Consider the following 25,671-nt stretch of genomic DNA (forward strand, 5'->3'; position numbering starts at 1 on the left):
GGGGCGGGCGCTGGGTCGTCCCGGAGGACGGGTGTCCTGGGGGACGTGCCGCCGTGAGGACGAGGTGTCTTGGGGGACGGGAGGCACGCTATATGAAAATGGTTCCCATTTCTACTCGCCTTATGAGCCGTTGTCAGACCCCCCTGCCAGACTGTGTTCCATGAGGTGGGCGGTGGTGGAGACGGACGACGGGGGTGTTCGTCTCTGCCCGCTCGACGGGGCCGGGCGGCCTGCGGGGCCGGTGGTCGCGACGACCGACGGCATCGTGCGGGCCGTCCGCTCCCGGCCCGAGGTCGACCGTTGGGTGTGGCGGTCGACGGCCGCCGTGTATCCCCGGCTGCTGGCCGCGGGGATCCGGGTGGATCGCTGCTACGACGTCGAGACGGCCGAAACGTTGCTGCTGGGCCACGAGGGACGGTCGGGGCGCCCGCGTTCGCTGGCCGCCGCCTGGGCCCGGCTGCGCGGGCTGCCGGTCCCCGAGGACCCGCCGGTGCGCGCGGCGGACACCCAGCCGTCGCTCTTCGAGCCGGGCCCGGCGCCGCTGCCGCCGGGCGCCGACCCGTTGGAGACGCTGCTGGAGGTGTACGCGGACCAGCTGACCCGCGTGGAGGCGGCGGCCCACCCCGAGCGGATGCGGCTGCTGATCGCCGCCGAGTCGGCCGGCACGCTGATCGCGGCCGAGCTGGGCCGGGCGGGGGTGCCCTGGCGGGCCGATGTGCACCGGGCGCTGCTGGACGAGCTGCTCGGCGAGCGCTATCCGGGCGGCCTGGAGCCGCAGCGGCTGGCCGAGCTGGCGGAGGAGGTGTCGCGCGCCTTCGGCGACGGAGTGCGGGTCCGCCCCGATCTGCCGGCCGAGGTGATCAGGGCGTTCGCGCGGGACGGCATCGCGCTGTCCTCCACCCGCGCCTGGGAGCTCCAGGAGATCGACCACCCGGCGGTCGAGCCGCTCCTGGCGTACAAGAAGCTGTACCGGCTGCACACGGCGCACGGCTGGTCCTGGCTCCAGTCCTGGGTGCGCGAGGGCCGCTTCCGGCCCACCTATCTGCCGGGCGGCACCGTCTCCGGTCGCTGGACCACCCACGGCGGCGGGGCGCTGCAGATCCCCCGGGTGGTGCGGCGGGCGGTGGTCGCGGACCCCGGCTGGCGGCTGGTGGTCGCCGACGCCGACCAGTTGGAGCCCCGGGTGCTGGCCGCGATCTCACGCGACCCGGGCCTGATGAACGTCGCCGGCAGCGAGCGCGATCTGTACGCGCGGCTGTCCGAGTCCGCCTTCTCCGGCGACCGCGACCAGGCGAAGCTGGCGCTGCTGGGCGCCATCTACGGGCAGACCTCGGGCGACGGGCTCAAGCACCTGGCCGCGCTGCGGCGCCGCTTCCCGGCCGCGGTCGCCTATGTGGACGACGCGGCGCGGGCGGGCGAGGAGGGCCGGCTGGTGCGCACCTGGCTGGGCCGCACCTGCCCGCCCGCCGCCGCGACCTCCGACGACGCCCCGCCCGAGGAGGCCGGGCTGCCGCCGAGCGAGGACGTGTCGGAGTCGCCGGAGGACGGGGGCTTCAGCGGGTACGGCGGGGCCCGCCGCGGCGCGGGGGCGCGGGCCCGTGGACGGTTCACCCGGAACTTCGTCGTCCAGGGCAGCGCCGCGGACTGGGCACTGCTGATGCTGGCCGCCCTCCGCCAGTCGCTCACCGCCGCCGAGCTCCGCGCGGAGCTCGTCTTCTTCCAGCACGACGAGGTGATCGTGCACTGCCCGGCCGAGGAGGTGCCGCGGGTCGAGGAGGCGATCCGGGCGGCCGGCGACCGCGCGGGGAGCATCGCCTTCGGCGCGACACCGGTGCGCTTCCCGTTCACGATCGCGGCGGTGGAGAGCTACGCGGACGCGAAGGGCTGACGGCGGGATCGAGCACGCGTGGTCGCTCTCCGGAGACCGCGCGTTCGCGACCGTGGAGCTCCAGGAGCCCGCGGCGCCCTGACCACATCCGGACCGCGCCCGCCTCCCCCCTCTGATGGCGCATCGACTGACGGCCCCTCACCCAGGCAGCGCACCAGCACGCGCAGCCGGCCGACCGGGCCCGCACGATGGCCACTACGGAGCAAGAACCGCAGGAGGAGACAAAGGGGAGCACGGACCATGACCCTCAGCCTTGAGCAGCTACGCCGATGCGCCGTCGCCGTGGACCTCGGCGCGGCACGCACCCGCATCTACCTCAAGCGCGTGGGGCTCATCGTCGACGAACCGACGGTCGCCGCCGTGAACACCCGAACCGGCGGGCTGATCGCGGTCGGCTCGTTCGCGGAGCGGATGACCGGCCGTACGCCCGGCCACATCATGGTCGTTCGACCGGTCTCCGGCGGCGCCGTGGTCGACATCGCCATGGCGCAGCGGATGCTGCGGCAGTTCGTGGGCGACAAGGTGCGCCGGGCCTGGCGGCGCAAACCGCTGCTCCGCGCGGCCGTGTGCACCCCGCACGACGCCAACCCGCTGGCGCAGCGCGCCGCCGTCGAGACGCTGACCGGGCTGGGCGCCAAGCGGGTGGAGCTGGTGGACACACTGGTGGCCGCCGCGGTCGGCTGCGGGCTGCCGGTGGAGCGCCCCGAGGCGACGATGATCATGGTGTGCGGGGCCACCACCACCCAGGTCGCGGTGTTGTCGCTGGGCGCGATCGTGGCCGCCGAGAAGGTACCGGTGGGCGGCGACACCGTCGACCACGCCGTCGTCCAGCATCTGCGCAACGAGCACGAGCTGATGCTCGCCAGCCAGGCGGTGCGCCCGCTGCACCTGGTCATGAGCGGCGGCGCGGGGACGGCCGAAGCCCCCGAGGTGCACGGCCGGGACGTGGCCACCGGCCTCGCCCGCTCGGTGCGCGTCAACCCCGACGGCGTGCGCGCCGCCATGCACACCCCGCTGACCGCGATCACCGACTCCATCGGCGCCGTGCTGCGCCGCTGCCCGCCCGACCTGGTGGCCGACCTCGCCGACCGCGGCATCATGCTGGCGGGCGGCAGCGCCCTGCTGCCGGGGCTCGACTCGATACTGCGACGAGCGACGGGGATGCCGGTGCAGGTCGCCGAGCAGCCCGACGTCTGTGCCGTGATGGGTTTGGGCGCGATGCTGGACGGAAACGTGCAGCCGTTCGACCTGGGGCCTTTGGCCACCTGACCGGCATTCACCCACCGCTCGTCGAAGCCCCGTCGCGCATCCCAGCGGCCGCTTGGGGAACTTCCCCCACCGTGGAAACAGTTGTCTGTGTGCACCCTGACTCAAGAGGAGGCAGCACATGGCGCTGTGGGACCGGCTGAGGGATTCGGCCCAGACGATGCAGACCCAGCTGCAGGCGAAGAAGAACGAGCTGAAGAGCGGTGCCTTCCGGGACGCCAGCATGGCGATGTGCGCCCTGGTCGCGGCCGCCGACGGCCAGATCGACCCGTCCGAGCGGCAGCGGGTGGCCTCGCTGATCGCCACCAACGACGTGCTGCGGAACTTCGACTCCGATGATCTCCAGCGGCGCTTCAACGACTACCTGTCGAAGCTGACCACCGATTTCTCCTTCGGCAAGGTCAGCCTCATGCAGGCGATCGGCAAGGTGCACAAGAAGCCCACCGAGGCCCGGGCCGTGATCCAGATCGGCATCGTCATCGGCGGCGCCGACGGCGACTTCGACAAGACCGAACAGGCCCTCGTCCGCGAGGTGTGCTTCGCCGTCGGCATCGACCCCGCGGAGTTCGATCTCTGACGGTGTGCGTGGCCGGCGCACGACACGGCCGCGCGGGTCCGCGCTCGCGGCGTGCTGAGCCGTTGTCGGCGTGGCCGGCTCGCACACGGCCCGCGCGGGTCCGCGCCCATGCCGCGCCCCTCCACGCCCGGCGAGGCCCGACGCGGACACCCGCCCGCGCGGGGCCCGCACACGGCACGCTCACCCATGACCGGCGAGACCTGGCCCATGCACCCGCTCGCGCGGAGCCGCGCACACGCACCGCGCGGTGGCGCCGTACTCGTCGGAGATCGCGAAGGCGGGCATCGAGACGCAGATCAGCGCCCGGCGCACCTCCACGCCCGGCGAAGCCGACTCGGACACCCACCCGCGCGGGGCCGCGCCCACGGCACGCTCACCATGACCGGCGAGACCTGGCCGGGAGACCGCTCACACGGGCCCGCGGCGCCCGGCGGGCCCCTCCACGACCTCGCAAGGCCCGACTCGGGCACCCGCTCACATGGGGCCGCGCCCACGGCACACCCCTCCACGACCGGCGAAGCCCGACTCGGGCACCGCCCGCGCGGGGCCGCGCCCGCCGCACGCTCACCCTCCTGGCCGGTCCGGCACGAGCTCGCGCAGCGCCGCCAGCGCGGCGTCGTCCGGGCGCGCGTCGGCCAGCGCCGCGTAGAGCGCGCGGAGGGCGGCGACCGGGTCGCGGTCGGCGTTGATCCGTCGCGCGACCTCCCTCAGATGGTCCCCCGCGACGTCCCGCTCCCCCACCGGATACGAGCGCCCGGGCCCCAGCCCCAGTGCCTGCCCCAGGTCCGCGAGGACGCCCTGCCGGAACTCCAGCCGCGCCATGTCGGGGAACGCCTCCAGCGCCGCCGCGAGCACCTCGGTGGCGGGCATGCCCGGCAGCGGCGGGACGTCCGCCCCCGCCTCGACGCCGGCCAGCAGGGCGACGACCTCGGGAAGCTCGACCGGCGTCCAGGTCGCCTCCGCGCACTGCGCCCGGGCGGCGACGAGCGCGGCCTGCAGCTGAAGCCGGCGCGGGTGGCGGGCGACGAGCTCTTTGAGGCGCCGTACCGCCTCGGGGGTGCCGCGCTGGCCGAGCACCCTGGGCAGGGACTCGCGCCACTCGCCCACCCGCTCCGCGGGGCCCACGACATGGGCGCCGATCGGGCGGACGATGTCGTCCTCGGGCCGGAGGGCGTTCAGCCAGTCGTAGAGCCGGGCGAGGCCCGCCTCGTCCATGAGCCCCTCGATGCCCGACCGGGTGCCCTCGGCGCGGGCACACCACTCGGCGAGTTCGCGGCTGAACACCGGGGCGACCTCGACGAGCGGCGCCATCCGCGCCCAGGCCGTCGGCGCGTCCGCCACCAACAGCGCCTCGGCCGCCCGTACGGCCAGCACACGCGCCTCCGGGTCACCGGACGCCGCGCGGCGCTCCACCGTGCGCCACGCCAGCGACCGGGCCGCCTCGCTGTCCGCCGCCAGCAGCCGCGCCAGGAGCTCGCCCAAGAGACGGAGCGCCTCATGGCGCGCGTCGGGGACGACGGCGGGCTCCGGGAGCACCGGCGGATCGCAGCAGAGCCCAGCGGCGTCGTCAGTCCCGGGGGTCTCCGCTGTCTCGCCGGTTTCTGCGGTCTCGCGGGTGCTGGCGGTCTCGGCGGTCTCGCCGGTGCTGGGAGGCTCGTCAGCCGTCGGAGCGAGCGCCACGGCCAGCGCGCGGGCCAGCCGTTCCAACGCCTCCCTGAGGACGTCCGACCAGCCCGCGTCGACCTGCCTCAGGCCCCAGGTGAACGACCCGGCGGCGAGGTCCGCGCGCGCCACGCGGTCCACCGTACGGGCGAAATCCTCGGGCGCGCGCCGGGCGGCGGCCGCCAGCAGGGCCGATCCCACGCCGCTTCCCGGACCGCCCGCGAAGGAGGCGCCCACCTCCAGGATCGCCGCGTCCCACGCGGCCCACGCGGCGGCCGGCACCTCCTCGATCCGGCCCTGTCGGTACAGCAGGGCGAGCGCGAGATAGCCGGCCAGGGCGCGCCGGTTCTCCAGCGACCTCCCCAGCCACTCCTCACGGTGGTCGTGGTGCCCGGTGACGTACGCGAGGGCGGCCGCGCCCAACTCCGCGGCGGCACCCGGGCCGAGCACCGACGTTCCGGGCCAGCGGGCGATGTCGTCCGAGCAGCGCGAACCCCCCTCTCCGGTCGTCGGGTCCACCTGCAGCCACCAGACCAGCTGCCAGAAGTCGTCCGCGCTTCCCGCCCGTGCTCGGCGCAGCCGGTCCCGCTGCTCGGCCGCGAACGCCGCCGCCTCGGCCCACGGCTCCGCCTCGTCCCGCTCGATCTCGTGAGGCTCGCCCAGACCGTCCCCGTATCCGTCCCCGTACCCGTCCCTGACCGCGCTGCGGCCAGCGTCGGCGTCGTCGGCGGGAAGGGCGTCCGCGAGCCACGCGTACGCGGCGGCGACGTCGGACTCGCCCTCCCGCGCGGCCCGTTCGCCCCGCTCCTCGGCCCAGGCGCGGTCGGCGTGGTCCAGCAGGCTGTAGCGGCCCGCGCGGCGGTCGGTGTCCTCGGCCATCCCCGCCATCGCGGGCAGATCGCGCCGCCATGCCTGGAGGGACATCATCAGCGGGTAGCGGGGGTCCGCCGTGGCGCGGACCGCTTCGCGTACCAGCGCGTCGGCGAAGGCGAGCCGCAGCGTCCGGGAGCGTTCCGGCTCCCTCCCCGTCGGGTCGAGCCGGTCCAGCGCGGCGGGAAACCGCACCTTCTGGTACGCGCTGAAGCGACCGACCACGACGGCGGCGAGCGCCGGCAGACGGGCGGCGGCGTCCCGACCGTCCAGCGCCCGATCGACAACGGCGTCGACCAGGGATCTGAGCTGCTCGGCCGTGAACGTGCGCCCGGCCTCCGCGCGCAGCCACTCCAGTACCCGGCCGAGCCACGCGTCGGGACAGTCGCGCGGCATGGTCGACAGAAACCGCTCGCACCAACCGAACCGCATCTGGACCGGGGAAGGCCGCAGCGCGCCCAGCATCGCCTCCACGTCGAGGTGGTGCGGCCACAGCATGCTCAGGGCCACGCCCCGCAGGTCGTCGTCCGGGTCGAGCCGCGCGGCGGCGGCGGGGTCGGCGAGGCCGTCCAGCATGCGGCGCAGCACGGGGGCGGCGGCGCCCGGGTCGCAGCCGAAGGCCGCGCGGACGGCGAGACGACGTTCCGCGGTGGGCCAGCGGTCGTCGGCCACCACCGCGAGCACCGGCGCCGCGAGCTCCGCCGAGGGGAAGTCGCGGGCCAGGCGCAGCGCCAGGCGGGCACGCGCCCGCGCGGGCCAGTCGTCCGCCAGGAGCGTCGGGTCGGGGATGAGCGCCTCGGTCACCTGACGGGCCAGCCCCGGGTGGTCGAGCGCCCAGCGCGTCCTGAAGAAGCGGCGGTCGCTCAGCTCCAGCTCCGCCGCGCGGTCCAGCATCTTCCGCACCACCAGCTCCTTGACGGCGTCCGAGCGGACGAGGGCGCTGTGCGCGACCAGGCTCTCGGGATCGGCGGCGGCCAGCCAGTCGGTGTGCTCGGGGTCGAGGGCGACCAGCCAGGCCGCCGTCTCGCGCAGCGGGGCGGGGATGGAGGCGGTGTCCTGGTCGGGAGCGCGCACGAGGAAGAGGCGGGTGAGGGCCGCCGCGCCCACGCGGTGGTGGAGGAGGTGGCGGGCGGCGAGGTAGGCCGCGAAGGAGGAGTGGCGGAAGGAGAGCCGGTCACCGTCGTGGGCGGTGAAGACGGCGGTGGCCAGCACTTCGTCGACGACCCGCGGGGTGATCTCGAAGGACTGCGTGGGCACCGTCTCCTCCGCGCCGCCCACCAGGTCGTCCGTGTCGAGGTCGAAGCGGTGCGGGGCGCCGGTGCGGTGGTTGCCGCGCCACAGGGTGCGGCGGCCGGAGAGGACCATACGGGCGGCGATACGCCCGGCCGCCACCAGCCGCTGCTGCCAACCGGTGACCCGCGCGGTCACGTCCATGCGGTTCGGGTCGTGCTCGTTGAGCGACAGCCGGATGCCGTCCGCGAAGAGCCGCTCGGCGCCGCCCGTCAGGTCGCCGCTGTCGCGGTAGCTGCGGACGAGGAGTTCCAGGGTGAGCGGCACGCTCGCCAGCGCGCCCGCCCGCACCTCCACCGCCTTGGCGATCAGCTCCTCGCCGGGGACACCGGCGCTGTCCGCCAGCGCGACGGCGTCCGCGCGGGAGAGCGGTGCCAGGTCGACCAGTGCGCATCCGCCCGTGAAGCGGTCGCGGAGCACCTCGGTCAGCGCCTGTGGGTAGTCGCCCGTGCGGCAGGCCAGCAGCAGCCGCGGCCGACCGCCGGGGCCCCCGCGCCCGAGGGAGCGCTTCAGCCGCCCCGGCAGCAGCCGCAGCATCTCGCTCTCGTCGGCCTGGTCGATCACCACGGTGAGCCCGGCGGGGCGCGCCACGAGGTGGCGGCCCAGGAGTTCCTCGTACGTGGCCTCGGTGAGCTCGGGCCCCTCGACCCAGACGTACGCCCCGGCCCCGGCTGCCAGGCCCACACCGGTCGCCAGGCCCGCCCCGGCCGCCGGGCCCGCACCGGTCGCCGGCACCGCTCCGCCGGCCTGGCCCGCCTCGGCGGACTCGCCGCCGGCCCCGAACTCCTCGCCGTCCTCCAGCGGGCGCAGCCCCGCCACCAGGCCGCGCAGGACGGTCGTCTTCCCCGCGCCCGGCTCTCCCAGCAGCACCATCGCGCCCCGCGCGGCGGCGACCCGCGGGGCGATCAGGGCGCCGCGCGTCCGCTCGGGGCCGTCGCCGGCCCGGTCGCCCACCTCGGTCCACCGCAGACGGCGCCAGTCGCTGCCGAGGAATCCGTCGCCGTCCAGCGGGAACAGGTCCTCGGCGGGGTCGCAGTCCTCCCGTACCCTGCACCAGCGCTCGGCCCGTCGGGTGAACACCTCGCCCGCCACGGCCGCTCATCCCAGCAGGCGGCGGAGCCGCTCCAGGGCCGCGTCGTCCGGGCGGGCGTCGGCCAGTGCCGCGTAGAGCGCCTGGAGGGCCGCGTCCGGGTCGCGGTAGGCGCGGACGCGGCGGGCGATCTCCCGCTGGTGGTCGCGGGCCACGGCCCGCTCTGCGGCCAGGAAGGGCCGGCCCAGCCCCAGGAGCGCCCCCATGTCGGCGAGGATGCCCTGTCGGAACTCCAGGCTGGCCATGTCCGGGAACGCGCCCAGGGTGGTGGCCAGTTCGCCGGCGGCGCCGTCGACCGGGCCTGCCTGGGCCGTGCGGACGACGGGTGCGGGCGGGGGCGTCACGGCAGCGGATTCGGTCGCGGGGACGGCGGCCGCGAAGGGGGCCTCGGCGGCCGCGAACGGGGCACCGGGGACCGTGGGTGGCCCGGCCGCGGCAGGGTACGGAGCAGGCGCGACACGACGCGGAGCCGACACGTCAACGCGCGGAGCAGGCCCGCCATCGCGCGGAACAGGTCCGTCAACGCGCGGAGCAGGCGCGACAACGCGCGGAGCAGGCATGGGAAGGCGGGGAGCGGCAGCGGCTTCACGCGGAGCGGCCGCGCCGGCTGGAGGCGTGGCGTCCGCCGCCGGGGGCGGGTACGCGCCGGCTGGAGGCGTGGCGTCCGCCGCCGGGGGCGGGTACGCGGCGGGCTCGGAAGGGCGGGCCGTCGGGGCGAGGACGGCCAGGATCTCGGCCAGCGCGGCGGCGGCGTGGGCGGCGGCGCGCGGCTGTGAACCCGTGGCGTCCGCGGCGGCCTTGGCCCCGTCGGCGTGGTCGCTGATGCCGCGGACGGTCAGGATGTGCAGGCCGTCGGCGAGACCGGCCGCCTTGGCGATCCCGGCGCTCTCCATCTCGACGGCCGCGGCGTCCTCGTAGTGCTCGGCGATGATCTGCGTGTACAGCGGCGCGGTACGGGAGTTGAGGACCACCTCGCCGGCGGCGACGGGCTTGTGGTGCACCTCGGGCGCGAGGGAGGTACGCAGCGCGGGCGGGATGCGGAGCCGCCAACGGTCATCGACCAGGGCTGCGTACGCGGCCTGTCCGAGGCGGTGCGAGACGGCGCCGGGGACGGGGCGGAGCCGGTGGCCGGCGGAGGTCTCCTTGCCGCCGTGCAGGTGGTAGACGCGGGTGGCGACGACGACGTCACCGAGCCGGATGTCGTCCTTGAGGCCGCCCGCGACGCCGACGAAGAACAGCGCCTCGGGCCGCAGCCACGCGCGGGCCCGCTCGGCGATCACGGCGGAGCCCAGGTTCCCCGCGTCGATGCAGGCGACGGCGACCTGCCAGGGGGTGCCCGGCAGCGTGCCCTGCTCGAAGACGGTGCCCGACGGGTGCGTCCGTAACGACCTCTCGGTCAGCAGTGCGCGCACCGCGCGGTGTTCCAGTGGCAGCGCCGTCAACACCACCGCCAGGCCGGTCGCTTCCGCCATGTCCCCGTGCACCCCCGTCGGCGCCGAATCCGCTCTCTCTACGGCTGCCGCAGCTTAGAGCATTCGACCGGGCACTGTCGGTCACAGGCCGGTTTCCCGCAAGGTGATGTTGAGACGGCCGGCGGTCAGGCCGGTGGCGGGGTCGCCGGTGCCGGGGTGGACCCTGGGCACGCCGTGGTAGGCGAAGCGGGAGGGCCCGCCGAAGACGAAGAGGTCGCCGGAGGCCAGGGCGATGTCGGTGTACGGCCTGGCGCGGGTCTCGGGGTTGCCGAAGCGGAAGACGCAGCTGTCGCCGATGCTCAACGAGACCACGGGGGCGCCGGACCGCTCGCCCTTGTCCTGGTGCATGCCCATCCTGGCCTGGCCGTCGTAGAAGTTGACCAGGGCGGTGTCGGGCGCGTAGGCGGCCGCGGCCGCCGGGTCACCGTACGCGTCCGCGACCGCGCGGCGGCCCAACTCGGCGAGCCACTCGGGGAAGTCCGCGACCCGCGCGCCGTTCACGTCGTCGGCGGTGCGCGTGTAGCGGTACGGCTGCCAGTGCCAGCCGACGCACACGGTGCGCACGGACATCACGCCCCCGCGCGGGAGTCGGGTGTGTCGGATCGGAACGGGCCCGGTGGCCCAGTCGCGGCAGGCGACGACCAGGCGCCGCTGCTGGTCGAGGTCGAGCCAGCCGGGCAGGTGGACGGCGCCGGGCGCCGGACTGCTGGGGGCCCGGCCCGCCCCGCCCACCACGCCGAACAGGGCCGGGTCGCTCACCTCGGGCCCCGTCCGCCCCCGGCCGGCGCCCCGGCGCCCTCAAGGTCCAGCAGCCGCCGCTTGGCCTCCAGCCCACCCGCGTAGCCCGTCAGCGAGCCGTCCGCGCCGATCACGCGGTGGCAGGGGCGGATGAGGAGCAGCGGGTTGGCGCCGATCGCGGTGCCCAGGGCACGCACCGCCGCGCGGGGCACGCCGAGTTGCTCGGCCAGACGCCCGTAGCTGGTGGTGACGCCGTAGGGGATGGTCTCCAGGCCCTCCCAGACCTTGCGCTGGAAGTCGGTGCCGCGGGCGGTGTGTGCCACGTCGAAGCGGGTCAGCGTGCCGTCGAAGTACGCGCGGAGCTGACGCACGATCTCGACGAACGCCTCCGGGTCGTGCCGCCAGTCCTCTTTGGCCACGGCGCCGCCTCGCTGACCCGGCAGCGACAGCGAGTCCAGCGCGGTGCCACCCCGCGCGGTCGCCGACTCCTCGCCGACCAGCAGCAGCTCACCCAGCGGGCTGTCCATCGTCGCGTAGACCGTCATGGTGCGCGTTCCTTTCTGCGCTCGTTCCGGGTACGAGTCTGCGGTCCGGCGCGCGGTCGTGCTGGCGGAAATCGGACGTCGCTCTAGGGGCCGGGCGCTCTCGGCCAGGGGGCCGGGCGGCGGTCCTGGGGCGCGTCTCCCCTCCACCGTACGCGGAGTCCTCCGCGCGGTACGGGCGCCCACGGCCGGCCCCCGGCCCGCGCGGCCCCTCCGGCTCCCCTCCGTACCCGGCCTCCGGCACCGCCCCACGGATCACCGCCTGCGCCCGCGCGGCGAGCGCCCGGCGGTCGTCGACGCCCCGCGCGGGCGGCAGCGGCCGGTGGACGCGGACCCGCACCGCGAGCCCGCCGGCGCCGGCGATCCGGCGCAGCGAGGAGGCGAAGTCGTCCTCGCCCACGAAGGCCGCGACGGTCGTGGGCATCCGGTGCTGGACGTAGGAGAGCGTGACGGGCCGGATGGGCGCGCCCACGTCGAGCGCCGCCTGGAAGGTCGCACGACGGAACCGGCCCCCGGCCCCAGAGCACCAGGTGGCGCCCTGCGGGAAGACCATCACCGAGCGCCCGGACCGCAGCCGCTCGGCCAGCCCTGCCACGGCGTCCGGCACCCCGCGCAGGCTGTCACGGTCGATGAACAGCGTCCCCGCCCGACGCACCAGCCCGCCCACCACGGGCCACCCCGCGACCTCCCGCTTGGCCAGCATGGTCACCGGCTCGACGGCCAGCAGGGCGAGCACGTCGAGCCAGGAGATGTGGTTGGCGACGACGAGGGTGCCGGGCACGGGACCGCCAGGCGCAGGGGTGCCGGGCGCGGGGGCACCGGGCACAAGGCCGCCGGGCGCGGGGTCGGCGGGCACGGGACCGCCAGGCGCAAGGTCGCCGGACTCGCCGGACACAAAGACACCGGGCATGCGACCACCAGGCACACGGGCACCAGGCATACGGACACCAGGCACAAGGGAACCGGGCGCAAGCGTGCCGGGCCTGGCGACGCCGGGGCCGGGGCCGTGGACGCTGAGCACCCCACCCCCCACGCCCCCGTACGCGGCCCCCTCGGCCCCTTCGGCCCCCTCGGCCCCCTCAGGGCCGTCCTCGTGGACCTCCAGCCGTACGCCCAGGGCGTCCAGCACGGCCCGTGCGCGGGAGCGCAGCACGGCGGGCTCGGCGATCCGCTCGCCGCTCAGCAGCGCCCCGGCCAGCACGCGGGCGAGGGCGATACCCCGCCCCGCGGCGACCGGGGCGGGCACGCGCGGGGCGGCGTGCGCGACGCAGCGCGTGGTGCAGGGAGACCACGGGGCCCAGGGGCCGGTCGGGGTCACTTCCCGTCGCCGAGGAAGTAGCGCCGGTAGCGGTCGTTCATCCGCTCGGTGTCCAGCATGACGAAGAAGTCGGCGTCGCCGAAGTCCCGTTCGTGCTGCGGCGGCCCGCACATCCAGGCGCCCACCCGGAGGTAGCCGCGCAGCAGCGGCGGCAGCGTGCCGTAGCCCGCCTCGGCCTCCAGTGGCCGCCCGGGTATCCAGGGATCGAGCGGCTGCACCCGCAGCTCGGGCGGGGCGGCGTGCTTGGTGGTGCCGAGCAGCCAGGCGTTGGCGGCGGCCTGTCCGCCGTCGGCCAGCGGGACCGAGGCGCAGCCCGCCAGGTAGCGGTGGCCGGAGAGCAGGACGTAGCGGGCGAGTCCGGCCCACATCAGGTTGATCACGGCCCCCGACCGGTGGTCCGGGTGCACACAGGCGCGCCCCGCCTCGACCATCGACGAGCGGACGTCGGTCGGGAGCCCACGCAGGTCGAACTCGGTCTCCGAGTAGAGCCGCGCGCTCCGCCCCGGCGGCAGCAGCCGGTAGGTGCCGACCACCTCGCCGCTCGTCGTCTCCGTGACGATGAGGTGGTCCATGTCGGCGTCGAAGGCGTCCACGTCCCGCCCGTCGGCGGTCGGCTCCAGCCGCGCCCCCTTCTCCAGCCCGAAGACCTGGTAGCGCAGCCGCTGGGCGGCGTGTATCTGTGCGTCGGTGTGGGCGATGGACGTGACGTACGAACTCCCGCCGCGCGGCGCGGAGTCGGTGGCGTTCGCCGCGCGGGAGGCGGGCACGGAGGCCGCACGGGGATCGGTGGAGGCTGCCGATACTGTGGACGTCGAGAACATGGGCATTCCTGTTCGCCGTCGGGCAAGCGCTGCGGTCGCCGTGACGCCGTCGGCGTGAGGACGCCACGGTCTTCGGAGAATGACCAGCGAGGCGAACATCGCGGTGTCCGCACGATGGTGCCCGCAATGCCAGACGATGACGGAAGCGTGCCCCAGCGCAAGCCCCTGGGTAGCCCTGGGCACATGAAAAAGTCCAGGTCACGGATTGCGTGACCTGGACTTTCACAGTGAGCCGCCTAAGGGAATCGAACCCTTGACCTACGCATTACGAGTGCGTCGCTCTGGCCGACTGAGCTAAGGCGGCATGCTGCCGAGCCAGAGTGGCATCAGCAGCGTCGCTAAGTCTACACAGTTTCCAGGGGTGCTCCGCACGGGGGCCGGGCGGTCGGGGGTGGGGGCGGGCCGGGGGTGTTCGGGCTGGTCAGGTGCAGCGTTTGGCGTCGGCGGGCGGAGTTCCGTCAAGGAGGTAGGCGTTGACGGCGTTGTCGACGCAGTCGCTGCCCCGGCCGTAGGCGGTGTGGCCGTCACCGTCGTAGGTGAGGAGGGTCGCCGAGGAGAGCTGGGTGGCGAGGGACTGGGCCCAGACGTACGGCGTGGCGGGGTCGCGGGTGGTGCCGACCACGAGGATGGGTGCGGCGCCGCGGGCCTCGATGCGGTGGGGCTTTCCGGTGGCGGGGACCGGCCAGTAGGCGCAGTTCAGGGAGGCCCAGGCGAGGCCCTCGCCGAAGGTGGGGGAGGTCTTCCGGAAGGCGGGCAGGGCCGCCTTGACGTCCTCCGGGGTGCGGAAGGCCGGCGGTAGGTCGAGGCAGTTGACGGCCGGGTTGGCGTACATGAGGTTGGCGTACTTTCCGTCCTCACGCTCGTAGTAGAGGTCGGCCAGTCGCAGCAGTGGGCCGCCGTCGCCCGCCATGGCCGAGCGCAGCGCCGCGCGCAGCTGCTGCCAGGAACCCTCGTCGTACATGGCCGCGATCACCCCGGTGGTGGCGAGCGCCTCGCCGAGCTCGCGCCGGTCGTCGCCGGTGGGGACGGGGTCCCGGTCCAGCCGGGCGAACAGGGCGCCGAGGCGCTTCGCGGCGTCGTCCGGGCTGCGGGTGCCCAGCGGACAGTCGTCGCGGTCCACACAGTCCTCGGCGAAGGCGGTGAAGGCGGTCTCGAAACCGCCGGTCTGGTCGCGGTTGGTGCGCTCCGCGGACAGCGTCGGGTCCATCGCGCCGTCGAGGACGAGCCGGCCGACGCGGTCGGGGTACAGCTCGGCGTAGGTGGCCCCGAGGAAGGTGCCGTACGAGGCGCCCACGTAGTTGAGCCGCTTGTCGCCCAGCGCCGCGCGCAGCAGGTCCATGTCGCGTGCCGCCTCGACCGTCGAGACATGGCCCAGGACCTCGCCGGAGCGCTTCTCGCAGCCGGCGGCGAACTTCTTGTACGCGGCCGTCAGCCCGGCGACCTCCGAGGCGTCGTCCGGGGTCTGGTCGGTCTGCGTGTAGGCGTCCATCTCCTTGTCGGTCAGGCACCGCACGGGTTCGCTGCGCGCCACACCGCGCGGGTCCATCGCCACCATGTCGTACCGCGCGCGCACCGGCGCCGGGTAGCCGATGCCCGCGTACCCCTCCAGATAGCCGATGGCCGAGCCGCCCGGACCGCCCGGGTTGACCAGGAGCGAGCCGATCCGCTCGCCCGGGCCGGTGGCCTTCTTGCGGGCCACCGCGAGCCGCAGGTCCTCGGCGGGGTCCGGGTGGTCGTAGTCCAGCGGCGCCCGGAGCGTGGCGCACTGGAAGCCCGGCACGCCGCACTCGCGCCAGCTCGGCTTCTGCTCGTAGTAGCGCTTCAGCGCGGCCGGTCGGCCCTCGTCGGCCGACGGGGGCCGACCGGATCGGGAGTCGGACTCGTCACCCGAACAGCCGGTGAGGCCGGACGCCACCGCGGCGGTCAGCAGGGCCACGGCCGCCAGCACCGTGCCGTTACTGCGGAGCTTGCGACTGATCTCCATCGATTGGCGCCCTTCGTCCTCAGATCGCGCAGTTCGCGGCATCGTGTCTGTCGGAGCGTATCCACACCGTTACAGTCCATGCGCAGGCGCGCGAAGCGAACTCGTAAGGGTGAGGGGTGCGTGGAGGGCCGGGGTGGTGAAGGACGGGGCGGGTGGCGCCGACAGCACCTACAGCGCCGCCAGCCTGCCTCGCACGAGGTGACGGCTTCGCCGGCCGGCGGCGCTCCCCCGGCCGCGACGTGAACCGATGCCGGTGCCCCCTGCCCCGGGAGCCGCGCCCCGGGCCCCGTGCTTGGGGAGCGTGCCCGAGGCCGGAGATCTTCCCGAGGGGGAGCTGATCTCCGATCCCGGTCACCTTCCGGCAGGGCGCCGACCTCCTACCTCCGAGACCTTCCCGGACAGGGGCCGACCGCCTACCTCCGAGACCTTCCCGTACGTCCCGACGGCCGTTTCCCGCCACGGTCCCCGCCACGCTCCTCGCCCGGGAGCCAGGCTCGGCTCAGCCCGCGCGCAGCGCCATGGTCATCGCCTCGACCGCCAGCAGCGGCGCCACATTGCTGTCCAGGGCCCGGCGGCAGGCCGTCACCGCGTCGATCCGGCGCAGGGTCCGCTCCGGCTTCGAGCTCGCGGCGACCCGTTCCAGCGCATCCCGTACGTCGATGTTGGCCAGGGCTATCTCCGTACCGAGCTGGAGTGCCAACACGTCGCGGTAGAAGCCGATCAGGTCGGTGAGGGCCAGGTCGAGGCTGTCGCGCTGGGTCCGGGTGGCGCGGCGCTTCTGTCGGTCCTGGAGGTCCTTCATGGCGCCCGCCGTACCGCGCGGCAGGCGACCGCCGGTGCCGGACGCGGCGCCCAGGGCGGCGCGCAGCTCCTCGGTCTCCTTCGCGTCGACCTCCTCGGCGAGCTGCTTGGCGTCCTCGTTCGCCGCGTCGATCAGCTCCTGCGCCGCCTTGAGGCAGCCGCCCACGTCGTCGACGCGCAGCGGCAGTCTGAGGACGGCCGCGCGGCGACTCCGCGCCCGCTCGTCCGTGGCCAGCCGCCGGGCCCGGCCGATGTGGCCCTGGGTGGCGCGGGCGAGGGAGGCGGCCAGCTCGGGAGCGATGCCGTCACGGCGCACCAGGACGTCCGCCACCGCGTCGACCGGCGGCGTGCGCAGCACCAGGTGACGGCAGCGGGAGCGGATCGTCGGCAGCACGTCCTCCAGCGAGGGCGCGCACAGCAGCCACACCGTGCGCGGAGCGGGCTCCTCGACGGCCTTGAGGAGGACGTTGGCCGCGCCCTCGGTCAGCCGGTCGGCATCCTCCAGGACGATGACCTGCCAGCGGCCGCCCGCCGGGGACAGCTGGGCGCGGCGCACCAGGTCGCGGGTCTCCTTCACACCGATGGTGAGCAGATCAGTGCGGACGATCTCCACATCGGCGTGCGTGCCGATCAGGGTGGTGTGGCAGCCGTCGCAGAACCCGCAGCCCGGCACGCCGCCCAGGGCCCGGTCCGGGCTGACGCACTGGAGCGCGGCGGCGAACGCGCGGGCCGCGGTGGCCCGACCGGAGCCGGGCGGACCGGTGAAAAGCCAAGCGTGGGTCATCCGGGACGAGGCGAGCGAGAGCGGCGCGCGCCCCTCCTCGTCCGGCCCACCGGTCCCGGGCTGCGGCACGGCGAGCCTCGGCGCGGCCGCGGCGCCCGCCGCCGCGGCGGTCACCAACGCGTCCGCGTCCCGCGCGGCAGCGGTGAGCTGGACCGTCACCCGGTCCTGCCCGACCACGTCGTCCCACACCGCCATCGTCGCCTCCAGCACCTGCGGCCTCGCCTGCCGCGGGGCCCGTTCCGGCCGTCCCGCGGCTCCCCATTGTGGAGCACGGCACCGACAAGGGGCGCCGTGCGAGATCAGCTCCGGCCGCGGCCCCGGCCGCCGGCCTCGCCCCCGTCGTCCTCGTTCCCGTCGTCCTCGTTCCCGTACGGGCCCAGCAGCTCGTCGGCGAGCGTCGGGAGGTCGTCCAGCGGCGTCTCCTCCGCCCAGGTCGGGCGGCGCCGCTGTTCGGCGCCCGGGGCCTCGTCCTGCCGGGGGTCGACCTGGGGCAGCTCACGGGTGCGGTCGTTGGCGGGGCCCGCGTCCGCCTGCCGCCGCGGCTGTGCCCCGTTCTCCTCCGGGCGGAACAGCCACGGCGGAACCCGGTCGGTGGGGTCCTCGGGCCGCTCGGGGTGAACCGACGGCAGCACCGCGGTCTCCGCGGTCGGGTCGGAGGCCGGCCGCTCCGCCGGGCGCGCGTCCCCCGCGGCCTCCGCGTCGCCCGCGTCCGGCTGCCCCGGGTACTGCGGCAGCACGGCCGTCTTCTCGGCGTCCGGGCCGCCCGTGGGTGCCACGGGCGGCAGCACGGCGGTCTCGTCCACGTCGCGCGCGTCGCGCTCCGCCGTGCCACTGTCGTCCGCCCGAGGCGTACGCGGCGTCTCGGCGGCGTCCGCGGGCACCTCGGGCCGCGCGGGAGGCATCGGCGGCATGGGGGGCACGGGCGGCAGCACGGCCGTCTCATCCGCGGCGCCCGCCTCCGCGCGAGCGTCCACCCGCGGCGTACGCACCGTCTCGGCCGCGTCGGAAGGGGCGGCCTCGACATGCGGCCCCTGCGCCTCGGAGCCCGTGGGCTCCACCTGCGGCAGCACGGCCGTCTCGTCCGGCGCCGGCTGTTCCCGGACCGCGGGGGTGATCTCGGGGCCCAGGCGCGGATCGCGACGGTCGGCGGTGGGCCGCGCGGCGGCGGACGGGCTCTTGGTGAGCCGGGTCTTCGCGGGCCGCGACTCGGCCGCCTCGGGGGTGCTCGTCCCGCCGTGGTCGGTCACCGTCGGCGCACCGACCACCGGGGCCTCCAGGGTGGGCGCCTCGCCGACCGTCCTCGGCGGCTCCTGAGCGCCACGCCCGTCCTGCGGGGCGGGAGCCTGGGCGGCGGGCATCACGTCCCGCGCGGCGGGCCGGGTGCCCTGTCCGGCGGACGGGGTGCCCTGCGCCGCCGGGGTCGCGTTCCGTCCTGCGGGCGCCGCGTCCCGCGCCGCCGGCGCGTCCTCGTAGCCGGCCGCCAGCGGGGTCTGGAGCGTGGGGGCGTCGCCTTCCGTACGCCGCGCGGCGCCGGCCTGCGGCGTGACGCCGCCCTCGGGCGTGACACCGCCCTCGGGCGCGTTACCGGCGCCCGACCCCGTTCCCGCGCCCGGCGTCCTCGCGCCCGGTCCGGCGGCGCCGGCGGCGTCCGGGCCCGCGTCCGCCGCCTGCCGGCGCGCGTCCTCCGCGCGGAGCAGCGCCTCCTCGGCCTGCCGCTGCCGCTCCAGGCGGCGGGCTTCCGCCTCCGCGCGCTGCCGCGCCTGCTCCTCGGCCTCGCGACGGCGGCGCTCCTCCTCGGCGGCGCGGGCGCGGTCCTCGGCCTCGATGCGCCGACGCTCCGCCTCGGCCCTCCGACGGGCGTCCTCGGCCCGCTGACGGGCCTCCTCCGCCTGCCGCTCGGCCTCGCGCTGCCGGGCTTCCTCCAGCTCGCGGCGCTCGCGCTCCTCCTCCTCGGCGCGCGCCTTGGCGGCGGCCTCCTGTCGCTCGCGCTCCAGCCGCTCCTCCTCCGCCTTGCGTGCGGCCTCCTCCTGGGCCTTGCGTCGCGCCTCCGCCTCAGCGGCCTTGCGGGCCTCGTCACGGGCCTTCAGCTCGGCTTCCGAGAGGGGCAGCATCCGGTCGAGGCGGTGGCGCACCACCGCGGTGACGGCTTCCGGCTGCTGACCGGCGTCGACGACGAGGTAGCGGCCCGGGTCGGCGGCGGCCAGGGTGAGGAACCCGGACCGTACGCGCCGGTGGAACTCGGCGGGCTCCGACTCCAGCCGGTCGGGTGCCTCGGTGAAGCGCTCGCGCGCGGTCTCCGGGGAGACGTCCAGCAGCACGGTCAGGTGCGGGATCAGGCCGTCCGTCGCCCAGCGTGAGATCCGGGCGATCTCGGTCGGGGCGAGGTCGCGACCCGCGCCCTGGTAGGCGACGGAGGAGTCGATGTAACGGTCGGAGATGACGACGGCACCGCGCGCCAGGGCGGGACGGATGACGCTGTCGACGTGCTCCGCGCGGTCCGCCGCGTACAGCAGCGCCTCCGCGCGGTGCGAGATTCCGGCGCTGGAGACGTCCAGCAGGATCGAGCGCAGCCGCTTGCCGATGGCCGTGGCGCCCGGCTCGCGGGTCACCACCACCTCGTGGCCCTTGGCCCTGATCCACTCAGCCAGGGCACGCACCTGCGTGGACTTGCCCGCTCCGTCGCCGCCCTCCAGGACGATGAAGAAGCCTCCGGAGGCCGGGCCCTCCGTCGGGTCCCCGCCGAAGAGTGCCTCGCGCAGATCGCGCCGCAGCGGCACGCCCTGCCGGTCGTCGGTCTTGCCGAGCACCAGGGCCGCGACCGGCAGCAGCAGCGCGCCGACCAGCATGAGGGTGAAGGCGGCGCCGCCGTGGGCGAAAACGAAGTCGCCGTTGACCAGCCGGTGCGGGCCGATGGCGGCGGCGAGCAGCGGCGCGGCGACCGCGCCGAGGCCCACGAAGACGCGTACGACGGCCTGGAGATGCTCGGTCATCCGGGCCCGGCGCGGCTCCTCGACCTCCTGGTCCAGCAGCGCGTGGCCGATCTGCGCCGCGACACCGGCCGACAGCCCGGCCAGCGCGGTGATCAGCAGCACGGTCGCGCCGTCGTGGACCAGGCCCGCCGCCAGCAGCGACAGACCGGTCAGCGCGAGGGACAGCGAGAGCAGCCGCCGCCGCGACAGGCCGGGCAGCACCTTGGGGGCCGTGCGGATGCCGACCACCGGGCCGCCGCTGAGGGCGAGCACCAGCAGCGAGAAGGCGACGGGGCCGCCGCCGATGTCGACGGCCTGAAGCGCGGAGACGCCCACGGCCGCCGCGATCGCCCCGGCGATGGCGCCGCAGGCCAGCACCAGGTGCGGCACGGCTCCCGTACGGCCCTTCTCCGGGCCGAGCCGACCGTCGGGACCGGGCACGGCGGCCCGTGGGCGACGCAGCCCCTCCAGCGGGGAGCGCGGGCGGGGCGTCTGGGCGCTGGGCAGCTCCAGGAAGCAGACGGCCGTGATCGCGGCCGCGAAGAGCCCGGCCGCCCCGTAGGAGGCGATGGCCGCCTGGTGGGTGTGGAACCACGCGATGCCGGAGCCCAGCAGGTTCCCGAAGAGCGTGGCGGCCATCAGGCCGACGGCCGCCAGCGGCAGCGAGATGAAGGTCGTCCGGAGCCAGAGCCGGCGCAGCGCGTCGAGGTGGTCCGGCAGCGGGCGCACGGCCGCACCCTCGGCGGGCGGCGCGGGCAGCAGCCCGGGCGCCGCGCCGTCCTTGGCCACCGTCCAGCAGCGCTCGGCGGCTCCGCTGACGAACGCGGTGACCAGCAGCCAGACCAGGGCGTTGCCCGGGGTCCAGTCGATCCACAGCGGTGCGATGACGAACAGCACCAGCCGCAGCCCATCCGCGCCGATCATGGTCCAGCGGCGGTCGAGCGGACCGGACGGACCGATGAGCGAGGAGAGCGGGCCGAGCAGCACCGCCCCGAAGAGCACGGTCGAGAAGAGCCGTACGGCCAGCAGCGCGGCGACGGCGAAGGCCGCGCCCCGGTAGCCGCCTCCGAAGGAGCCCGAGGCGACCGCGGACTGGAGCGACAGCAACATGAGCACGAGCACCGCGAGCGCGTCCGCGGTACCGCTGACGAGCTGCGCGCTCCACAACCGCCGCAGCGGGGGGTAGCGCAACAGGGCACGCACCGCGCGCTCGCGCGAGTCCGCGGCTAGGGCGCCGGAGGTGGGAGTCACGTCCGTTGGCTGCTCGGCTCGTGTCATCTCGCCAGCCTATCCGGATCGCGTGAACGCACGCGCCGCCCACCCGAACAGACGCCCGATCCGGCATACGCCCTCCGGGCACCGCCCCGACGCCCCTGCTCAGCCCCCGTCCCGGCGGTGTCGCGACCGGGGCTGAGCACCCCGTCGCGAGCGCCCTCCACCGCCCCCTGGAGACCCCGCCCGGCCGCCACCGAAGCCACAGCGCGCGGAGCCGGCGGCCCGAGGCCGCGGGCGCCGAGCCGGGTGCCGGACCGCGCGCCCGCGGGAACCGCGCTCCGCGCGGACGCGATCTTCGCCACACCCGCCGCGCGAGCGGCGAACGCGATGAACGGACGAGCGCCGCGACGGCCGCCGTCACCCGCGTCACCCGGGTCTCCCGCTACGTCTTCCGTCACGAAGATGTGGGAGAACCGGGAGAACCGGGAGAACCGGGAAACGCGACAGGCGGGCCGCGCGGGGCCGCCGCGAACCCCACCGGGCCCGGGCGGCCGACCGCGCGGGCCCGCCTGCTGTGCTCCTGCTCCGCGCTCCCGCGTACCTCGATACCTCAGTACGTGAGCGCCTGAGCTAGTGACCGCCTACTCGGCGTCGCTCGCGGTCGACGCCTTCGCCGCGGCGGCCTTCTTCGCCGTCGTGGTCTTCTTCGCCGCCGTCTTCTTGGCCGTGGTGGTCTTCTTCGCGGCGGTCTTCTTGGCCGCCGTCTTCTTCGCCGGGGCCTTCTTCGCGGCCGCCTTCTTGGTGGTCGCCTTCTTCGCCGTCTTCTTGGCCGGGCCCTTGGCGCGCTTCTCCGCCAGGAGCTCATAGCCGCGCTCGGGCGTGATCGTCTCGACGTCGTCGTCGCGGCGCAGCGTCGCGTTGGTCTCGCCGTCCGTGACGTACGGGCCGAAGCGACCGTCCTTGACCACCACCGGGCGCTCGCTGACCGGGTCGGTGCCCAGCTCCTTCAGCGGCGGCTTGGCGGCGGCACGCCCACGCTGCTTGGGCTGGGCGTAGATGGCCAGCGCCTCGTCGAGCGTGATCGTGAAGAGCTGCTCCTCGCGCTCCAGGGAGCGCGAGTCGGTGCCCTTCTTCAGATACGGGCCGTAGCGGCCGTTCTGCGCGGTGATCTCGACGCCCTCGGCGTCCTGGCCGACGACGCGCGGGAGCGACATCAGACGCAGGGCGTCCTCAAGGGTGACGGTGTCCAGGGACATCGACTTGAAGAGCGAGGCGGTGCGCGGCTTGACCGCGTTCTTGCCCGTCTTCGGCGTGCCCTCGGGCAGCACCTCGGTGACGTACGGCCCGTAGCGGCCGTCCTTGGCCACGATCGGGTGGTGCGGCGCCTCGGGGTCGGTGCCCAGCACCCGCTCGCCGCTGGGCTTGGCCAGCAGCTCGTGGGCCAGCTCCACGGTCAGCTCGTCCGGCGGCAGGTCGTCCGGCACGTCGGCGCGCTGGCCGGCCTCGCCCTCGACCTCGGACGGCTTCTCCACGTACGGGCCATAGCGACCGACCCGCAGCACGATGCCGTCGCCGACCGGGAAGGAGGACACCTCGCGGGCGTCGATCGCGCCCAGGTCGGTGACGAGCTCCTTGAGGCCGCCCAGGTGGTCGCCGTCGCCGTTCCCGGCCTCGGCGGCGCCACCGGCGGCCTGGGCGCCCTGCGCGCTCTCACCGAAGTAGAAACGCTTCAGCCACGGCACGGCCTCGGCCTCGCCCCGCGCGATGCGGTCGAGGTCATCCTCCATCTTGGCGGTGAAGTCGTAGTCCACGAGCCGCCCGAAGTGCTTCTCCAGGAGGTTGACCACGGCGAAGCTCAGGAAGGACGGGACGAGCGCGGTGCCCTTCTTGAAGACGTAGCCGCGGTCGAGGATGGTGCCGATGATCGACGCGTACGTCGACGGGCGGCCGATCTCGCGCTCTTCGAGCTCCTTGACCAGCGAGGCCTCGGTGTAGCGGGCCGGCGGCTTGGTGGCGTGACCGTCGGCGGTGATCCGCTCGGCGGACAGCGCGGCGCCCTCGGCGACCTGCGGCAGGCGCCGCTCGCGGTCGTCAAGCTCGGCGTTCGGGTCGTCGGCGCCCTCGACGTACGCCTTCATGAACCCGTGGAAGGTGATCGTCTTGCCGGAGGCGGAGAACTCCGCGTCCCGCCCGTCGGCGGCCGTGCCGGCGATCTTGACGGTGACCGAGTTGCCGACCGCGTCCTTCATCTGAGAGGCGACGGTCCGCTTCCAGATCAGCTCGTAGAGGCGGAACTGGTCGCCGGTGAGCCCGGTCTCCGCCGGGGTGCGGAAGCGGTCGCCCGAGGGACGGATCGCCTCGTGCGCCTCCTGTGCGTTCTTGACCTTGCCCGCGTAGGAGCGGGGCTTCTCCGGCAGGTAGTCCGCCCCGTAGAGCTGCGTGACCTGCGCCCGCGCCGCCGCCACCGCGGTGTCGGAGAGCGTGGTGGAGTCGGTGCGCATATAGGTGATGAAGCCGTTCTCGTACAGCTTCTGCGCCACCTGCATGGTGGCCTTCGCGCCGAAGCCGAGCTTGCGGCTCGCCTCCTGCTGGAGGGTGGTCGTACGGAACGGGGCGTAGGGCGACCGGCGGTACGGCTTGGACTCGACCGACCGCACCGCGAACGGGCTCTCGGCGAGCGCCGCGGCCAGCGCGCGGGCACCGGCCTCGTCCAGGTGCAGGGCGTCGGTCTTGAGCTTGCCGTTCGGACCGAAGTCGCGGCCCTGGGCGACCCGGCGGCCGTCGACGGCCGCGAGGCGGGCGGTGAGGGTGCCCGGGTCGCTGGGGTCGCCGCCCCGGCCGGTGGCGAAGGTGCCGGTCAGGTCCCAGTACTCGGCGGAGCTGAAGGCGATGCGCTCGCGCTCCCGCTCGACGACGAGCCGGGTGGCCACCGACTGGACGCGGCCCGCCGACAGTCGCGGCATGACCTTCTTCCACAGCACCGGAGAGACCTCGTAGCCGTAGAGGCGGTCGAGGATCCGGCGGGTCTCCTGGGCGTCGACCAGGCGCTGGTTCAGCTCGCGCGGGTTGGCGACGGCCTCGCGGATCGCGTCCTTGGTGATCTCGTGGAAGACCATCCGGCGGACCGGGACCTTGGGCTTGAGCACCTCCTGGAGGTGCCAGGCGATGGCCTCGCCCTCGCGGTCCTCATCGGTGGCGAGGAAGAGCTCGTCGGAGTCGGCCAGCAGCTCCTTGAGCTTCTTGACCTGGCTGCGCTTGTCGGCGTTGACGACGTAGATCGGCTGGAAGTCGTGCTCGACGTCCACGCCGAGCCGACGCACCTCACCGGTGTACTTCTCCGGCACCTCGGCGGCGCCGTTCGGCAGGTCGCGGATGTGCCCGACGCTGGCCTCGACGACATAGCCAGGGCCGAGGTAGCCCTTGATCGTCTTCGCCTTGGCAGGCGACTCGACGATGACGAGTCGGCGGCCGCCCTGTGCGGTCTCGCTGGTCGGGGACAACTTCGCTCTTCTCTCCGGTCGACGCTCGGTGAACGGGCCCAGTACGGCACCGTGTCATTGCGGTGACGCTGCGGAGTGTGACGGTACATCCCGCCCCCGTGTCAAACGGAAAAAGCCCACAACGCCACTCGAACGGTAACCCGACAAGCGTCCTGTCTGCCGCCCGGACCGACACACCGCCCCGCGGTGCCCGGCGTCAGGCGCAACCGAGATACCAGATTCCGCCGCCCAGCGCGGCGACCCCGGCGAGAAGGGAGACGATGGCTCCGGTGACGGGGCGCACGCCCTCCGCGACCGGTGCCCGACCGTGCACGCGCACCCCCGTCCACAGCAGCAACGCGGCGCCGAACAGCACGAACGCCGTCCCGGCGAAGACCGCGGGTCCACTCTCCATGGCCGAAAGCGTGCCACCCGCAGAAGGCCGCGACACGAACCTCGGGTGAACGGCGTGTCACGTCTTGTCACATCTTGGCCAAGCCTGAACCCTCCCTCGACCGCCCCGTCTCGACGACTGCGCCATTGGTGACCAATCGGGATTTTTTCTGATTTTTATCTGGTGACGTAAGCCTCGAATCGATTTCAGTCACGCTTGCGTGACCCTCCGTGGCCGATTCGGTCGGGGCCGGGGGCGCACGGTGGCATCCGGCGGTACGCGGTATGCGCCGGGCGGCACAGGAGGGTGCACCGCGTACGCCGTAGAGGCAGCGGCCGTGGAGCCGTCGACGCGCTGGTCGTGGAACCGTCGACGCGCTGGTCGTCGTCGCGCCCGGCAACCAGCCGCCGTCCGGCCCGGTGTCGCCGAACGGCGAAGGGCCGCGAAGGCGAAGGGCCGCGAAGGGCGAACGGCGAAGGGCGACGAACGGCGGCTAAGGGTGAAGGGCGGC

The 25,671-nt window shown here is 74.9% G+C and carries 14 protein-coding genes and 1 tRNA gene; 3 read left to right on the top strand and 12 right to left on the bottom strand.

Features of this window, described 5'->3' with window-relative positions; translation table 11 throughout:
- Window positions 1-160 precede the first annotated feature (160 nt).
- The 3 genes from CD790_RS10605 (at window position 161) to CD790_RS10615 (ending at window position 3,731) form a co-directional block, all read left to right on the top strand.
- Window positions 161-1,888 carry a bifunctional 3'-5' exonuclease/DNA polymerase gene (locus tag CD790_RS10605; RefSeq protein ID WP_144382940.1) on the top strand — a complete coding sequence of 576 codons (1,728 nt, stop codon included), beginning with the start codon at window positions 161-163 and terminating at the stop codon, window positions 1,886-1,888.
- A 240-nt stretch (window positions 1,889-2,128) separates the two neighbouring features.
- Window positions 2,129-3,157: a rod shape-determining protein gene (locus CD790_RS10610; protein WP_144382941.1), complete on the top strand. Its 1,029-nt coding sequence runs from the start codon at window positions 2,129-2,131 to the stop codon at window positions 3,155-3,157.
- 118 nt (window positions 3,158-3,275) lie between these two features.
- Window positions 3,276-3,731 (top strand): tellurite resistance TerB family protein, encoded by a 456-nt coding sequence (locus tag CD790_RS10615; RefSeq protein ID WP_144382942.1) that lies wholly within the window; start codon window positions 3,276-3,278, stop codon window positions 3,729-3,731.
- Window positions 3,732-4,295: 564 nt separating this feature from the next.
- Here CD790_RS10615 and CD790_RS34510 read toward each other — a convergent pair.
- The 12 genes from CD790_RS34510 to CD790_RS10675 all read right to left on the bottom strand — a co-directional run bounded on the left by CD790_RS34510 (window position 4,296) and on the right by CD790_RS10675 (window position 25,181).
- The gene (locus CD790_RS34510) at window positions 4,296-8,645 is read right to left on the bottom strand and encodes a hypothetical protein (protein WP_186318968.1); all 4,350 of its coding nucleotides are present in this window, start codon (window positions 8,643-8,645) and stop codon (window positions 4,296-4,298) included.
- Window positions 8,646-8,651: 6 nt separating this feature from the next.
- Window positions 8,652-10,115 (bottom strand): 5'-methylthioadenosine/S-adenosylhomocysteine nucleosidase, encoded by a 1,464-nt coding sequence (locus tag CD790_RS10625; protein ID WP_144382943.1) that lies wholly within the window; start codon window positions 10,113-10,115, stop codon window positions 8,652-8,654.
- Between the two features lie 81 nt (window positions 10,116-10,196).
- Window positions 10,197-10,874: an alpha-ketoglutarate-dependent dioxygenase AlkB gene (locus tag CD790_RS10630; protein ID WP_260867486.1), complete on the bottom strand. Its 678-nt coding sequence runs from the start codon at window positions 10,872-10,874 to the stop codon at window positions 10,197-10,199.
- A complete protein-coding gene (locus CD790_RS10635; RefSeq protein WP_144382944.1) occupies window positions 10,871-11,398 on the bottom strand; it encodes a methylated-DNA--[protein]-cysteine S-methyltransferase in 528 nt (175 codons plus the stop codon). The genes CD790_RS10630 and CD790_RS10635 overlap by 4 nt, the downstream gene beginning before the upstream one ends.
- The gene (locus CD790_RS10640) at window positions 11,361-12,641 is read right to left on the bottom strand and encodes a 1-acyl-sn-glycerol-3-phosphate acyltransferase (RefSeq protein ID WP_260867487.1); all 1,281 of its coding nucleotides are present in this window, start codon (window positions 12,639-12,641) and stop codon (window positions 11,361-11,363) included. The genes CD790_RS10635 and CD790_RS10640 overlap by 38 nt, the downstream gene beginning before the upstream one ends.
- 68 nt (window positions 12,642-12,709) lie before the next feature.
- Entirely contained in the window at window positions 12,710-13,534 is an 825-nt protein-coding gene (locus CD790_RS10645; RefSeq protein ID WP_144382945.1) for a GNAT family N-acetyltransferase, read from the bottom strand.
- 230 nt (window positions 13,535-13,764) lie between these two features.
- Window positions 13,765-13,838: transfer RNA gene (locus CD790_RS10650), tRNA-Thr, on the bottom strand.
- Window positions 13,839-13,955: 117 nt separating this feature from the next.
- Window positions 13,956-15,518: an alpha/beta hydrolase gene (locus CD790_RS10655; protein WP_144382946.1), complete on the bottom strand. Its 1,563-nt coding sequence runs from the start codon at window positions 15,516-15,518 to the stop codon at window positions 13,956-13,958.
- A gap of 499 nt (window positions 15,519-16,017) precedes the next feature.
- Window positions 16,018-17,298 (bottom strand): DNA polymerase III subunit delta', encoded by a 1,281-nt coding sequence (locus tag CD790_RS10660; RefSeq protein WP_144383352.1) that lies wholly within the window; start codon window positions 17,296-17,298, stop codon window positions 16,018-16,020.
- A gap of 104 nt (window positions 17,299-17,402) precedes the next feature.
- On the bottom strand, window positions 17,403-21,350 hold the full coding sequence (gene tmk / locus CD790_RS10665; protein WP_144382947.1) for a dTMP kinase: 3,948 nt from the start codon (window positions 21,348-21,350) through the stop codon (window positions 17,403-17,405).
- Window positions 21,351-21,928: 578 nt separating this feature from the next.
- Window positions 21,929-24,787, bottom strand: coding sequence for a type I DNA topoisomerase (gene topA, locus CD790_RS10670; protein WP_144382948.1), 2,859 nt, complete (start codon window positions 24,785-24,787; stop codon window positions 21,929-21,931).
- A gap of 196 nt (window positions 24,788-24,983) precedes the next feature.
- Window positions 24,984-25,181, bottom strand: a complete 198-nt coding sequence (locus CD790_RS10675) for a hypothetical protein (RefSeq protein WP_144382949.1) — start codon at window positions 25,179-25,181, stop codon at window positions 24,984-24,986.
- Between the last annotated feature and the right edge of the window lie 490 nt (window positions 25,182-25,671).

It is taken from the genome of Streptomyces sp. SAJ15 (assembly GCF_007595705.1).
Lineage (GTDB): Bacteria > Actinomycetota > Actinomycetes > Streptomycetales > Streptomycetaceae > Streptomyces.